The sequence below is a fragment of the Hoeflea ulvae genome, from assembly GCF_026619435.1.
Lineage (GTDB): Bacteria > Pseudomonadota > Alphaproteobacteria > Rhizobiales > Rhizobiaceae > Hoeflea > Hoeflea ulvae.
Genome location: NZ_JAOVZQ010000001.1, coordinates 3,323,411 through 3,336,289 on the forward strand (window position 1 = coordinate 3,323,411; position 12,879 = coordinate 3,336,289).

Annotated in this window: 14 protein-coding genes and 1 tRNA gene; 10 read left to right on the forward strand and 5 right to left on the reverse strand. The window is 62.6% G+C overall.

Annotation, left to right across the window (positions count from 1 at the left end):
* Positions 1-14 precede the first annotated feature (14 nt).
* Positions 15-713 (reverse strand): ribose-5-phosphate isomerase RpiA, encoded by a 699-nt coding sequence (gene rpiA / locus OEG82_RS15755; protein ID WP_267613339.1) that lies wholly within the window; start codon positions 711-713, stop codon positions 15-17.
* Between the two features lie 270 nt (positions 714-983).
* Between rpiA and OEG82_RS15760 the strand changes: the two genes are divergently transcribed.
* The 3 genes from OEG82_RS15760 to OEG82_RS15770 all read left to right on the forward strand — a co-directional run bounded on the left by OEG82_RS15760 (position 984) and on the right by OEG82_RS15770 (position 2,617).
* On the forward strand, positions 984-1,673 hold the full coding sequence (locus tag OEG82_RS15760; RefSeq protein ID WP_267613340.1) for an HAD family hydrolase: 690 nt from the start codon (positions 984-986) through the stop codon (positions 1,671-1,673).
* A gap of 151 nt (positions 1,674-1,824) precedes the next feature.
* Positions 1,825-1,899: transfer RNA gene (locus tag OEG82_RS15765), tRNA-Val, on the forward strand.
* Between the two features lie 205 nt (positions 1,900-2,104).
* The gene (locus OEG82_RS15770; RefSeq protein ID WP_267613341.1) at positions 2,105-2,617 is read left to right on the forward strand and encodes a hypothetical protein; all 513 of its coding nucleotides are present in this window, start codon (positions 2,105-2,107) and stop codon (positions 2,615-2,617) included.
* A gap of 130 nt (positions 2,618-2,747) precedes the next feature.
* On the opposite strand, the gene OEG82_RS15775 is transcribed toward OEG82_RS15770, so the two are convergent.
* The 3 genes from OEG82_RS15775 to OEG82_RS15785 form a co-directional block, all read right to left on the reverse strand.
* Complete coding sequence (locus OEG82_RS15775; RefSeq protein ID WP_267613342.1) at positions 2,748-4,058, reverse strand: TRAP transporter large permease; 1,311 nt, start codon at positions 4,056-4,058, stop codon at positions 2,748-2,750.
* On the reverse strand, positions 4,055-4,549 hold the full coding sequence (locus tag OEG82_RS15780) for a TRAP transporter small permease (protein ID WP_267613343.1): 495 nt from the start codon (positions 4,547-4,549) through the stop codon (positions 4,055-4,057). Before OEG82_RS15780 ends, OEG82_RS15775 begins: the two co-directional genes overlap by 4 nt.
* 111 nt (positions 4,550-4,660) lie before the next feature.
* Positions 4,661-5,662 carry a TRAP transporter substrate-binding protein gene (locus tag OEG82_RS15785; RefSeq protein ID WP_267613344.1) on the reverse strand — a complete coding sequence of 334 codons (1,002 nt, stop codon included), beginning with the start codon at positions 5,660-5,662 and terminating at the stop codon, positions 4,661-4,663.
* Positions 5,663-5,971: 309 nt separating this feature from the next.
* On the opposite strand from OEG82_RS15785, the gene OEG82_RS15790 reads away from it, so the two are divergent.
* The 4 genes from OEG82_RS15790 to OEG82_RS15805 all read left to right on the forward strand — a co-directional run bounded on the left by OEG82_RS15790 (position 5,972) and on the right by OEG82_RS15805 (position 9,090).
* Complete coding sequence (locus OEG82_RS15790; protein ID WP_267613345.1) at positions 5,972-6,661, forward strand: GntR family transcriptional regulator; 690 nt, start codon at positions 5,972-5,974, stop codon at positions 6,659-6,661.
* Positions 6,662-6,758: 97 nt separating this feature from the next.
* Positions 6,759-7,511 carry an SDR family NAD(P)-dependent oxidoreductase gene (locus tag OEG82_RS15795; protein ID WP_425497654.1) on the forward strand — a complete coding sequence of 251 codons (753 nt, stop codon included), beginning with the start codon at positions 6,759-6,761 and terminating at the stop codon, positions 7,509-7,511.
* Between the two features lie 320 nt (positions 7,512-7,831).
* Positions 7,832-8,755, forward strand: a complete 924-nt coding sequence (locus tag OEG82_RS15800; protein ID WP_267613347.1) for a DnaJ C-terminal domain-containing protein — start codon at positions 7,832-7,834, stop codon at positions 8,753-8,755.
* Positions 8,752-9,090, forward strand: a complete 339-nt coding sequence (locus tag OEG82_RS15805; protein ID WP_267613349.1) for a chaperone modulator CbpM — start codon at positions 8,752-8,754, stop codon at positions 9,088-9,090. The genes OEG82_RS15800 and OEG82_RS15805 overlap by 4 nt, the downstream gene beginning before the upstream one ends.
* Positions 9,091-9,144: 54 nt before the next feature.
* Here the strand turns inward: OEG82_RS15805 and OEG82_RS15810 are convergent, their stop codons facing one another.
* The gene (locus tag OEG82_RS15810; RefSeq protein WP_267613350.1) at positions 9,145-10,494 is read right to left on the reverse strand and encodes an aminotransferase family protein; all 1,350 of its coding nucleotides are present in this window, start codon (positions 10,492-10,494) and stop codon (positions 9,145-9,147) included.
* A gap of 402 nt (positions 10,495-10,896) precedes the next feature.
* Between OEG82_RS15810 and OEG82_RS15815 the strand changes: the two genes are divergently transcribed.
* From OEG82_RS15815 to OEG82_RS15825, 3 genes are read left to right on the forward strand one after another with little or no spacing between them, the layout of a single operon-like run.
* Entirely contained in the window at positions 10,897-11,652 is a 756-nt protein-coding gene (locus OEG82_RS15815; RefSeq protein ID WP_267613351.1) for a helix-turn-helix transcriptional regulator, read from the forward strand.
* A 39-nt stretch (positions 11,653-11,691) separates the two neighbouring features.
* On the forward strand, positions 11,692-12,366 hold the full coding sequence (locus tag OEG82_RS15820) for an acyl-homoserine-lactone synthase (RefSeq protein ID WP_267613352.1): 675 nt from the start codon (positions 11,692-11,694) through the stop codon (positions 12,364-12,366).
* Complete coding sequence (locus OEG82_RS15825; RefSeq protein ID WP_267613353.1) at positions 12,363-12,575, forward strand: hypothetical protein; 213 nt, start codon at positions 12,363-12,365, stop codon at positions 12,573-12,575. The genes OEG82_RS15820 and OEG82_RS15825 overlap by 4 nt, the downstream gene beginning before the upstream one ends.
* The last annotated feature ends 304 nt before the right edge of the window (positions 12,576-12,879 follow it).

Consider the following 12,879-nt stretch of genomic DNA (forward strand, 5'->3'; position numbering starts at 1 on the left):
GGTGTCACTCCTGTTTAATCCTTCGCCAACAAGGTCCGTGCACCGCTCTGCGAGGCGATGATGGCGGCACTTGCCATATTAAGAAACAATCCGTGTTCGACCACGCCGGGAATAGCGACGAGCCCGTTTGCCAGCGCTTCTGCATCCGGAATGCGGCCAAATGATGCGTCGAGAATGAAATGGCCGCCATCGGTGAGAAACGGGCCGTCGCGTTCGGGACGCAGTTCAATGGCGCCCGACAGGCCCAGCCTTTCGGCCAGGCGCTCGACAGCGATCCGCGTTGCGGTCATGCCGAAGGGCGCCACCTCGATCGGCAGCGGAAAGCGGCCCAGCGTCTCGACCAGCTTGGTCTCGTCGGCAATGACGATCATCCGCGCCGAGGCTGCAGCCACGATCTTTTCGCGCAGCAGCGCGCCGCCGCCGCCCTTGATCAGGCCGAGCGAGCCATCGACCTCGTCGGCGCCGTCAATGGTCAGGTCGAGTTCGGGCAGGTCGTCGAGCGAGAACAGCGGCACGCCGAGCTCGACGCAGAGCCGCGCGGTGCGCTCCGATGTCGGCACGCCCTGGACCCGGAAGCCGTCGGCGACCTTTTCGGCCAGCAGCCGGACGAATTCATCCGCGGTCGAACCGGTGCCGATGCCCAGCCGCATGCCGTCCTCGACATGTTCGAGGGCAGCCTGGGCTGCGGCGATCTTGAGTTGACGGGCGTCCATACCGGTCTGCCATGGTTGTTGATACTGGTTTGCCTGTTAGCATGGAAGCCTGACAAGGCAAAGCCCGAGTTGGCATCCGATCGCCCGCAGGCCGGCGCCGGCCGCGCCGCGGCCTCGGCCGGCGCCAAGGCGGCAGCCCTTTCCGGGCGTACAGGCCGCAAGCTGGTACGGCGGGCGGCAAAAGCTGCGGCGCGGAGATTGCCAGCGCGCGGGCCAGGCGCTACTGAACCCGCATCGCACGCATCAGACACTGACATTTCCGGAGCCCGCATGACCTCTCCTTTGGTAATCTTCGACCTCGACGGCACGCTGATCCACACCGCCCCGGATCTGATGACCAGCCTCAACCATGTGATGGATCTCAACGGTCTTGCCCATGTCAGCTTCGACGACATGACCTGGCTGGTCGGCCAGGGCGCCAAGGTGATGATCGAGCGGGCCTGGGCGCTGCATGGCCATCCGACCTCGCCCGAACAGCTCGAAGCCGCCTTCGACGCCTTCCTGGTCAGTTATGCCGCCGACATGCCGGGCAAGTCCCTGCCCTATCCCGGCCTGATCGATTCGCTCGACCGGCTCGAGGCCGCCGGCATGCAGCTGGCAGTCTGCACCAACAAGACCGAGGCGCTGGCCCGCAAACTGCTTGACGCGCTGGAGCTGACCGAGCGCTTCGTTGCGATTACCGGCGGCGACACCTTTGCGGTGCGCAAGCCGCATGGCGATCATATCCTGGGCACGATAGAGCTTGCCGGCGGCAATGCGGCCAAGGCGGTGATGGTCGGCGACAGCGTCAACGACATCCTGGCAGCGCAGAATGCCGGAATTCCGACCATCGCCGTGCCCTTCGGCTATTCCGACAAGCCGGTGGCAAGCTTTGACCCCGACATCATCATCGAGCATTTCGACGAGCTCGACGCAGCACTGGTGGAAAAACTGATCGCCAAGGCAAGCCGGGCGGCCTGAAACAGGCCCGGGCAGGCAACCGCGTCCGCCCGGGCGCGGCGGCACAATCGACACCGATGGTGCACAAGCGCCAAACTGCCGCTTGACGCCTGCCCGGCGCACCGCTTATACCGCCGCTGGATCCGTTCGGTTCGCACAGCGAGCCGGCAACGGGCGCGTAGCTCAGCGGGAGAGCACTGCCTTCACACGGCAGGGGTCACAGGTTCAATCCCTGTCGCGCCCACCATTTTTCTTTACCAACTGAATTTTGCCCGCGACCGGCGGCGCTGCAGACCGGACGCCGCGGCGGGTATGCCGGCCTGGTGCACGCGGCATGGCCCGGCCATGTGCTGCGCGCAACGTGATCAACCGTGATCCAACGTTAATTGCCCAGCCGCCGGGCGATTGCTACCGACTGCGTATTGAACGTCTCCTCCCGAAGAAAGTACGCAATGTCATCTGAGAACACGCTTTCCACCAGACAGATTGTCCTGTCGATCATCCTTGCCGGCCTGATCGGCGAAATCGCCTTTGAACTCTATGCCTGGCTGGTCTCGCCGATCCTGTTCGATGTGATCCTGCAGCCTTCAAACCTGGTCATCGCCATCACCGCGAAACTGACCGGCGTGCAGATCTCCAAGAGCCTGGCATTCCCGATCCACTTCCTGATCGGCTCGCTGGGATTCGGTCTGTTCGTCTATGCCACGCGCCTTCTCATGCCGGCCCGGGTCTGGCTGACCGGGCTCGTTTCCGGACTGGTTCTGTGGTTCGTCGCCCAGGGCATGCTGGCCCCCTTTATCGGACGCAGCTTCATGATGGATTTCGGCACCTATACGCAGTCCTCCTTCATCGGACATGTCGGCATGACACTGCTGATGGCGCATCTGCTTGCTGCCTTCCTGGCCTATTTTCGGAACAAACAAGGCCTGGATCATCCGCTGGAGCGCGCGGCTGCGGTGCAGTAAAGGCCCTTCCGGCCTTTCACCTGCGCGAGATGCAAGCCGATAGCCGGCTGTATCTCACAGCCAAGGCCTGAACACAGTTGCGGCGCCCTCCGTCAGGAAGGCGCCGCAACTGTGTTTGAGACCAGCCTGGCTACTGGAACGAGCTTGGCATCAGCGTCGACGGCAGCCAGAGCGCGATCTCGGGGAAGATGATGATCAGCATCAGGATCACCAGCATCGGGATCAGGATGATGATCACGTCGCGCATCACCTGCACCACATTCATGCCGCCAATCGCCGCCGAGATCAGCAGACAGAGCCCGTAGGGCGGCGTCACCAGTCCGAAGGCCAGCGAGACAATGCCGATGATGGCAAAGACGACGGGGTGAATGTCGGCGGCTGTCGCCACCGGCAGCAGCACCGAGCCCAGGATGATGATGGTCGGGATGGCGTCGATGAACAGGCCGAAGAACAGGAACAGGCCGGCGATCACCAAGGCGGTGCCGAAACTGCCGAACTGCAGGCTGGTCATGAAATCGACGATCAGCCGCGGCACATTGTAAAACGACAGCATCCAGCCGAAGGCCGAGGCGGTGCCGATGGCAAACAGCGAGATCGAGGCGAAGCGGCCGGTCTCGTAGAAGATATGGCCGAGATCGCGCACCGACACCGTGCGGTAGACAAAGACCCCGAGGATCAGCGCGTAGCCAGCGGCAATGATGGCGCTTTCGGTGGGCGTGACAATGCCGGTGACGATGCCGCCGATCACCAGCACCGGCGTCATCAGCGCCAGGATCGAGCCCTTGAACGCCACCCAGAAGGAAGACAGCGTCGGCCGCACGGCGATCGGATAGTCATAGACCTTGGCATAACCATAGACCGTGCCCATCAGCGCCAGGCCGATGAGCAGGCCGGGCACGGCGCCGGCCAGAAACAGGGCGCCGACGGAGACCTGCATGACGCCGCCCCAGACCACCATCAGGATGCTGGGCGGGATGATCACCCCCATCACCGAGGAACAGGCGGTAATGGCAATGGCGAAACGGACGTCATAGCCCTCCTTGACCATGGCGGGGATCAGGATCTTGCCGCAGCCGGCGGCATCGGCCGTGGACGAGCCGGAAATGCCGGCAAACAGCATCGAGACCGCGACATTGACATGGCCCAGCCCGCCCGGCATCCAGCCGGTGAGCTCTCGCGCCAGACCGATCAGCTTGTCGGTGATCTTGCCCGAATTCATCAGATTGGCGGCGAGCAAGAAGAACGGCACCGCCAGCAGGATGAAGGAATTGTAGGACTGGAACATCCGGTCCATGATGATGAACGGGGTAAGACGCAGATCCAGCGACACGATCGGGATGATGGCGATGCCGAGCGCGAAGGCCACCGGCACGCGGATCAGCACCAGCAACAGAAATCCGCCAACAAGGATGGCGCAGGCAAGTCCGGTGGAGACAATCATGCCGAAGCCTCGTTTGCGGTTTGATATTCAAGAATGGCCTGGTAGATGCGGAAACCGGCGAAGATCGCCCAGAACGCGCCTGCGAGCGGCACCGAGATATAGGTGACAAGCAGGTTGGCGCGCATCATCACCGAATTCTGGATGTAGCCGAACTGCGCATATTCGATGCCGTAAAAGGCAAACAGCGCGCCAAAGACGGCGATCAGCGCCAGCACGACCGTGTTCTGCAGCAGGATCGTCAGGGGCCGGGATGCGTCCGGCGTCACCCGCACGTCGAAATGGGTTCCGTCCCAGACCGCGATCACCGAGCCGATCATGACGATCCAGACAAAGATGAAGGTGGAAAGTTCCTCGGTCCACAGATAGACCGGGATGATGCCGGTGTAGCGGGCGATGACCTGCATGCCAACGGGTATGGCGAGCGCCGCCATCAAGAAGCCGAGCAGAAAACGCAAGCCCTGGCAAAATTTTTCGAGACTGTTCTCAAGCACGTGTCCATCCCCCTGCCCGCACCCTCCCAATGACGATGCGATCGCGTTCAAGCCGACATGGCATAAAGGCGCCGGAGATGAGTTCCCCGGCGCCCTGAGTGCAGTGCGCGCTTACTTGGCGCGGATGGCAGCGAGCAGTTCGGTCGCGCCCAGGCTTGCGGCATATTCGTCCTGAACCGGCACAACCATGCCCAGAAGCTGGTCGCGGCCTTCGAATTCCTGAACGATGACCTGGCCGGCATCGACCATTTCCTGCAACTTGACGGCATCTTCGCGCGATTCCAGCTCGCGGCCATAGGCGCCGGCTTCGGCACCGGCCTTGAGCACCACGGCCTGCAGGTCTTCCGGCAATTTGCGGAAGGTCTTGCCGCTCATGACGATCGGACGCACGGTGATGGTGTGGCGGGTCAGGGTCAGATGCGGTGCGACCTCGTAGAATTTGAGGTTCTGGATGCTGGCAGCTTCGTTTTCGAAGCCGGCAATGACACCTGACTGGATGGCGTTGTAGACCTCGTTATAGGCAATAGCCGAGGGGGCTGCGGTCAGCGCGGCGAAGATCTGGGCCTGGATCGGCGCGCCCATGACCCGCATCTTGTGACCCTTGAGCTCGTCCAGATTGCCGATCGGGGCGGATGACAAAAGGTTGCGGGTGCCGCCACCGGTATAGCCGATGATCTTGATGTCGGCCTTTTCCAAGAGCTCGGCTTCCAGCGGCGCCAGAACGTCGCTCGAGAGCGTCGCATTCCAGTGATCGAGATCGCGGAACAGGAACGGCATGTCCATCAGCGGGATCGACGGGGCGAAGCTCGCCATGTTGGACGGCGCCATGATGGTGTAGTCGATGGCCACGCCCTGCTGCAGGAAGGTGACATAGTCGGATTCAACGCCGAGTTCGCCGTTGAGCCGCAGATCGAATGTGACGCCGTCATAGTTTTCATCCACCAGCTCGGCGAATTTGACCATGGTCTTGGTGAAGGCATGGTCATTGTCGAACATGCTGGCGCCACGCAGCGTGATGTCGTCGGCGTAAACGCCCGATGTCGCGACAGCGGTCAGACCGATGGCGATCGCGGCACCGCGGGCCAGTCGTTTGGCAGTGGTAAACAGGGTCATGATTTTCCTCCAGAAAAGTGTTGTCGAGCCTTGATTCCGGATCCGCACATCACGGTCACCCGCCTCAAACTCCCGCCCCGAGATAAACACCGGTTTCCGGTTTGGTCAAGCAAAATGTTGACTAGTATGGTAATATGCGATCTAGTCCAGCCCAAGAATGTGGCACCAGACGGGAGCCGAGTTGAGCCCCGCGCCGTTTGCAGCTACACCTGAATTTCGCTCAACCGACGCATGGCCCGCACCGCCGCCTGCCGGCGATGGCGCAGGCCAGAAGCGGCGCCGCCGGCGCCATCAAGAACGAGATATGACATGACAGTTCACGAGAGATTTTCCGACACCGGACGGGGAACCGCATCGGACAGGGTTTTCCACCAGTTGCGCGCCGACATAGTCGGGCTGCGGCTGCTGCCGGGCACCAAGCTCTCCGAGGTCGAGGTTGCCAGGCAGCACAATATTTCCCGGCAGCCGGTGCGCGAGGCCTTCATGCGGCTGGGCGACATGAACCTGCTGCAGATCGTGCCGCAAAAGGCCACGCTGGTGCGCAAGATCTCGATGCAGGACATCCTCAATGCCCGCTTCATCCGCACGGCAGTCGAGGTCGAAGTGGTGCGCCGCGCCTGCGATGTCGCCTCCGAGGAAGCCCTGACCGACATAGAGAACAATCTCAGCCAGCAGAAAGTGGCGATCGCCGACGGCAATGCCGACGGTTTCCACGATCTCGATTACGAATTCCACCGTCTGATCTGCGTGGCCGCCAAGTGCGAGCCGGCCTTCAGGACCATTGCCGAAAACAAGGAACATGTGGACCGCCTGTGCATGCTGGCGCTGGCCGACGCCGCGGGCCGGGAGGAACTCTACCAGGACCACCGCGCCATTTTCGTGGCGCTGTCCAAGCGCGACGAAGCCACCGCGGTGAAACTCACCCGCCTGCATCTGGCGCGACTCGATGACACCATGCAGGCCGCCCGCGAAAATCACGGTGCGCTTTTCGAGGACTGACCGCCAAGATCTCCACCTTGACATAATTGGGATACTACCATACTAGTATCGGCGAACACCGAACCGGCCAGGCCGGTCCCAGACAAAGCAAGGAATGATCATGACATTGAATGGCGCAACCGCAATCGTGACCGGTGGCGGCCGGGATATTGGGCGGGCAACCGCGCTTCGTCTGGCCCAGGAAGGCGCACGCGTTGCGATCAACTATCACTCCAGCGCCGAGGGTGCGCTTTCGGCGGTGCGGGAAATCGACAATGCCGGCGGCAGCGCCTTTGCCATGCAGGGCGACATGACCAATCCGGCCGATGTCGACGCCCTGGTTGCCGCGACCCGGTCGAAATTCGGCCCCGACATCAATGTGCTGGTGCATGTCACCGGCGGCCTGGTTGCCCGCAAGAAGATCGACGAGATGGATCTCGCCCATTTCAACACGGTGATGAGCCTCAACCTCACCTCGCTGTTCCTGCTGGTCAAGGCCGTGGCGCCCTTCATGCCGGCCGGCAGCGCCATCATCCCCTTCGCCTCGCAGGCCGGACGCGACGGCGGCGGCCCGGGTGCCGTGGCCTATGCCGCATCCAAGGGCGCGGTGATGACCATGACCCGCGGCCTGGCCAAGGAGCTGGGTCCCAATATCCGCGTCAACGCGCTGTGCCCGGGCATGATCGACACCGATTTCCACAACATCTTCACCAAGCCCGAAGTGCGCAAGGCCGTTGCCAATGGCACGCCGCTCAAGCGCGAGGGCACCTCGGAAGATGTCGCCAATCTGGTGGCCTATCTTGCCTCCGACCAGGCCGCCTTCATGACGGGCGCCTGTGTCGATATCAATGGCGGCACGCTCTACTCCTGAGACCTTTCGGGGGCGACCCGGAGAGCCAGAATACAAACCAACATCCTCCCAGGATGTTTCAGCGTCGCGCATTCATCCGGATGCGCGGCGTTGTCATGTCCGGCCGGTGCCTTGATCTTCCGACTTGATCAAGCTCAAAGACGCGACCGCCGGCGCGGCTTTATATCATGGTGCAAAGACGTCATTGTCGCGATGAGACGTGCATGTCGGCGCCGGGCACCCCATATAGGGGCCGGGATCTGTCAGCCGGCCCTTGCGTGCACGGTTGCCGCCCCCACATGTGCGTTTTGAATACGACTGACCTACCGGAGCCTTATGGAATGAAAAATCCCTATGAAACCCTCGGGGTCAAGCAGAAGGCAACGGACCACGACATCAGGGAAGCCTTCAAGAAGCTTGCCAAGAAATACCACCCGGACCTGCATCCCGACGACAAGAAGGCCGAAGCCCGGTTCAAGGACATATCCGGGGCCTATGACCTGTTGAAAGACAAGGACAAGCGGCGCAGATTCGATGCCGGAGAGATTGATGCGACCGGCGCCGAAAAACAGCAGCATTTCTACCGCGACTATGCAGGCCCCGGAGCCTCGGGCAGCCATGCGCGCCAGGACGGCTTTGCCGGCAATGAGGGTCTGGACGAGTTCTTCGCCCAGGCCTTCGGTCGCCGCGCCGGCGGCATGGGCGGCGGGCCGGGCAGCATGAAGGCGCGCGGCCAGGATGTGAGCTACACCCTGCGGGTCTCGTTCATGGATGCCGCCACCGGTGGCGTCAACACGCTGCAACTGCCCGACGGCAAGACGCTGAAAGTGACGATTCCCGAGGGCGCCGAGGACCGGCAGACGCTGCGGCTGAAGGGCCAGGGCGGACCGGGCTTTGGCGGCGGCCCCAATGGCGACGCCTTCATCGAGCTGCACATCCAGCCCCATGCCTATTTTGTCCGCAAGGATGACAACATCCATCTCGACGTTCCGGTGACGCTGAAGGAAGCGGTTCTGGGCGCCGGGATCGAGGTGCCGACGCTGGCCGGGCCGGTCAGCCTGACGGTGCCGAAGGGGTCGAACACCGGAACCAAGCTGCGGCTCAAGGACCGTGGCATCCGCAACAGGAAAACCGGCCAGAAAGGCCATCTCTATGTGACGCTGAAGGTGATTCTGCCGCAGGCCGAGGAGCCGGAACTGGCGGCGTTCCTGGAAGGCTGGACACCCCGCCATGCGCAAAATCCTCGCAAGGAGATACTTTCATGAGAAACCTTGAAGAGATCATCTCGCTGGTGCCGGATCTCAACCGTGAAGATCTCGACCGATGGATCGAGGACGCGCTGATCGAGGCCGAACAGGAAGCCGGCGCCCCGGCGCTCTCCGAGATGCAGTTTGCCCGCGTCCGGCTGATCTGCTCCTTGCGTTTCGACATGGATGTCGAGGAGGAGACCCTGCCTGTGGTGCTGGATCTGCTCGACCAGCTGCACGACACCCGCGCCAGGCTCTACACGCTGAGCCAGGCGGTGATGGCGCAGGATGAAACCGTCAAGGGCGCGGTGCTGCAGGCGCTGTCGCAACGCAAGCCCAGAAACGAAGGCTGATCCCTTAGCGGCACCGGATCCCCCCCGGGGTCCTGCGGCAGGTGCCTCTCCGCCCTAGCGGTTGACCGGCAGATCCATTTCCGCTGCCATGGTGTCGAGGCAGTCGATCAGGGTGACGATGATTTCGCCGATCTGGTCTTCGGTGATGATCAGCGGCGGACAGACCAGGAAATGGTCGCCCTCGAGCCCGCCGCGGGTGCGGCGCGAATAGATGATCAGGCCGCGCTCATAGGCCAGATCAACCAGCCGGTTATAGGCATTGAGCGCCTTGGGCAGCGGGGTCATGGTTTCCCGGTCCGACACCAGTTCGAAGGCCAGAAGCAGGCCCTTGCCGCGAACGTCGCCGATGAACGGATAGCGCGCCATCAGCGCACCGAGTTCGGCCTTGAGCCGGTCGCCCATCACGCTGGCATTGTCGACCAGCCCGAGCCGGTCCATTTCCTCGAGCACCGCGCAGCCGGCCGCACAGGCGAGCGGATTGCCGGCATAGGTGAAGCCGTGCATGAAACCGCCGGCATCGAGCACCTTTTCGACGATTGCTCCCTGCGCCACCATGGCGCCGAGCGGCGCGTAGCCCGCGGCAAACCCCTTTGACAGCGCCACAATGTCAGGCACCACGCCCCAATGTTCCGAGGCGACGAAGGCGCCGGTGCGCCCTGCCCCGGTCATCACTTCGTCATAGATCAGCAGGATGCCGAACTCGTCACAGATCTCGCGGATGCGGCCGTAATAGCTGTCGGGTGCGACCAGCGCGCCGGTGGAGGCGCCGCCGACCGGTTCCATGATGAAGGCCAGCACCGTTTCGGGTCCCTGGGCGATGATCTCGTCGCGCAGCATCTCGGCATATTTGAGCCCGCGGTCATGGTCGGAGAGATTGTCCCGGTCGAGATAGCACAGCGGCGCCGGCACCTTCGGCATCTCGCGCATCATCGGCGAGAACGGCCGGGTCAGCGGGTCGTAGCCGGTCAGCGCCACGGCGCCGAGCGTGCCGCCATGATAGGAGGGATAGCGCGAGATCACCTTCCAGCGGCTGCCCTCGTCGATGGCCAGCGCATATTGCCGCGCCAGCTTGATGGTGCTTTCCACCGCTTCCGATCCGCCCGAGACGAAGAACACCCGGTCGAGACCCTCCGGCATCCGCTCGGCCGTCATCCGCGCCAGTGTCTCGGCCGGTTCGTTCTGGAAATGCAGCCGGTAGCCGAAGGTGGCCTTGTCCATCTGCGCCTTCATGGCTGCGAGCACATTGGCGTTGGAATGGCCGATATTGGAGACCATCGCGCCGCTGGAGCCGTCGAGATAGCGCTTTCCGCTGGTGTCGTAGAGATAGATGCCCTCGGCCCGGTCGAGCATCGGGCGGCTGAGACGGGACTGGTAGAACAGGTTGGACCTGGGAATAGTGGTCATGACGCGGTGTATCCACAAAGGAGTGCCGGACTGTCGCGCCGCGCCGGAAATTGGCGAGTGCCACATCAGCCCCGGGAGAAGATGTGGCATGGCGGCTTGGCATCGATCAAACAGATATTGTCAATCTCGGCCATTGAGCAGATTTATGATTGCCGCCCGCGGTCAGCGGCTCGGTGAAGCTTCAGCCGCCTTTCGGTTGAGCCAGGGACAGGCCGGCGGCCGGGGCGCCCCGGCCCGGCCTGTTGCTCCTACGAAAGGACAAGGCGCATTGCCACTTTTGGGGTGTATTTCGTCCCGCATGCCCGTTTTCGCTGATTGCGCCCGCCAATCCTATCGGTTAGATTCTGAGTGAGGGGTGGCCGTTTTGAGCAAGATCAGACAATTTTCATACCAGTATCGCCGATGAGCTCGCAGGAATCGGCAGTTTTCGAGTTTATCGAACGGGTCGACAAGCATAATTCGATCGATGACCTGCTGGATGACCTTCTCAACGTCGTCAGCGTCTACGGCCTCAAGCACATGATCTACAGCGGACTTGCCGCCGACAATTCGCCGCTCGATTCGCTGGTCAAGACCAACAGGTTTCCGACTGAATTGTGGGACCGTTATATTGCCGAGGATTTTTCCAAGTCCGACCCGGTTTACCAGCAGGTGCTCAACACGATGGCGCCCTTCTGCTGGCTTGAGGCGGAACCTCGCTTCCTCAAGGCTGAAGGCGCGGCGCGCGTGGTTGGCGAATCCGCGGATCACGGCATGTCCGACGGCTATATCGTGCCGGTGTTGTCACGCGATGAATGGCTCTCGGCGGTGTCCTTTGGCGGGCCGCACAAGCTGGAACTGAGCGCGCGCGAACGCGGCGCCATCAATCTGCTGTCGGTCTACGCCTCATCCGCCATCGAGCGGCGGCTGAGCAACGCGTCCATGCAAAGGAAACTGACCGATCGCGAGCGCGAGGTGCTGTTGTGGACCTCGGCGGGGAAATCCTGCTGGGATGTGTCGGTGATCCTCGGGGTCAGCGAGCAGACGGTGCGCTATCACACCGCCCAGATTCGCGACAAGCTCAATGCCAGCAACACCACCCATGCGGTGACACGCGCACTGCAGCAGGGCGAGATCACGCTCGATCAACTGGCGGAATCGCTAGGCGACATGCACTGAGGCCACGGACTATCTTTCCCCTCGACAAGGGGAAAGCCGATGATTCAGGCCCATGTGGTAAACACCCATAACAAGCAGCTTTACACCCGCGCCTTCGACGAGTTCCTGCGGCGGCGGCTGGAGCATTGCGCCGCCGGATCCCGGCGGGTGCCGCTCAGCGATGACGGGCTGGAACTCGACCCGTTCGACGCACCGCAGGCAACCTATCTGCTCGGCATGAAGGACGACAGGGTCATCGCCTCGGCGCGGCTGATGCCAACGGTGACGCCCAATCTCGTTTCCGAACGATTTGCCTGCTGGTGCCAGGCCATCGACGCGCCGTGCCATCCCGAATGGGCCGACCTGACCCGCACCTGCGTGCTGCCGGGATATCACGGCCTGGGCCGCGCCGGCCTTCTCAGCCGGATGCTCTGCGCGGTGATGGAATACTGTCTTGACGAAGGCATCACCCATACCGGCGGGGTCGTGCAGCAAACCGTTCTCAAGCGCTGGCTGGATATGGGCTGGAAGGTGATTCCGGCCGGTCTGCCGCGGCTGCGGGCGGGAGACTGGTGCATGGTAGCCTATGCCGAGGTCAGTGAGAAATCGCTGACATCGGCCCGCGATCATGCCGGCATTGATCATCCGCTGGTCCGGCGCAACGGCGCCCAGCGCCCCTTCATCACACCGGCCCACATCCCGGCCCGCAATCCGACCAGGGAGGCTGTATCATGAGCCGGAAACCGAAAAGCAATGACGAAACCCTGGTCATGCTGAAGATACAGGGGCTGCTGGCAGCCGCCTATGACCTGTCGCGCACCACGGACGAGCATTTCCTGTCCTATCTGATCAAGATGGCGCGGATGGAGATGCACAACAAGTTCGACCCCGGCCAGGAAATCGAGGACGAGATCGGCAAGCCCGACGACATGGACCGGTTCTGAGATCCGGCTCCTTCCACCTCGCCCGGACCGGCGTTCGCACCGGTTCCGGTCAAGGCACCGGGCTGCGCCGAAGCTGACGGTGCCGGCGGCGGCTCCCCCGCGCACAAGTTTTCGCCATGCGGTTTTCACCATTCCTTAAAGCCCGGTGGATAGGCTTGCCCGGCGAGTTTCCCGACCGGAAAGCATGATGCGCACTCGCACCGCCGGTTTGATCCCACCCGATCCCGGCATGCCGCAGGAACAGAATTTTCGGTGCATCAGCACCTTGCACATCTGAGCCCGGGCGCATGCTCTGTCGGTCCCC

Coding starts and splice junctions, on each gene's coding strand:
- OEG82_RS15815 (WP_267613351.1), top strand. CDS start 10,897: ATGAGCTCGCAGGAATCGGCAGTTTTCGAGTTTATCGAACGGGTCGAC.
- OEG82_RS15770 (WP_267613341.1), top strand. CDS start 2,105: ATGTCATCTGAGAACACGCTTTCCACCAGACAGATTGTCCTGTCGATC.
- OEG82_RS15785 (WP_267613344.1), bottom strand. CDS start 5,662: ATGACCCTGTTTACCACTGCCAAACGACTGGCCCGCGGTGCCGCGATC.
- OEG82_RS15800 (WP_267613347.1), top strand. CDS start 7,832: ATGAAAAATCCCTATGAAACCCTCGGGGTCAAGCAGAAGGCAACGGAC.
- OEG82_RS15760 (WP_267613340.1), top strand. CDS start 984: ATGACCTCTCCTTTGGTAATCTTCGACCTCGACGGCACGCTGATCCAC.
- OEG82_RS15810 (WP_267613350.1), bottom strand. CDS start 10,494: ATGACCACTATTCCCAGGTCCAACCTGTTCTACCAGTCCCGTCTCAGC.
- OEG82_RS15820 (WP_267613352.1), top strand. CDS start 11,692: ATGATTCAGGCCCATGTGGTAAACACCCATAACAAGCAGCTTTACACC.
- OEG82_RS15825 (WP_267613353.1), top strand. CDS start 12,363: ATGAGCCGGAAACCGAAAAGCAATGACGAAACCCTGGTCATGCTGAAG.
- rpiA (WP_267613339.1), bottom strand. CDS start 713: ATGGACGCCCGTCAACTCAAGATCGCCGCAGCCCAGGCTGCCCTCGAA.
- OEG82_RS15805 (WP_267613349.1), top strand. CDS start 8,752: ATGAGAAACCTTGAAGAGATCATCTCGCTGGTGCCGGATCTCAACCGT.
- OEG82_RS15790 (WP_267613345.1), top strand. CDS start 5,972: ATGACAGTTCACGAGAGATTTTCCGACACCGGACGGGGAACCGCATCG.
- OEG82_RS15775 (WP_267613342.1), bottom strand. CDS start 4,058: ATGATTGTCTCCACCGGACTTGCCTGCGCCATCCTTGTTGGCGGATTT.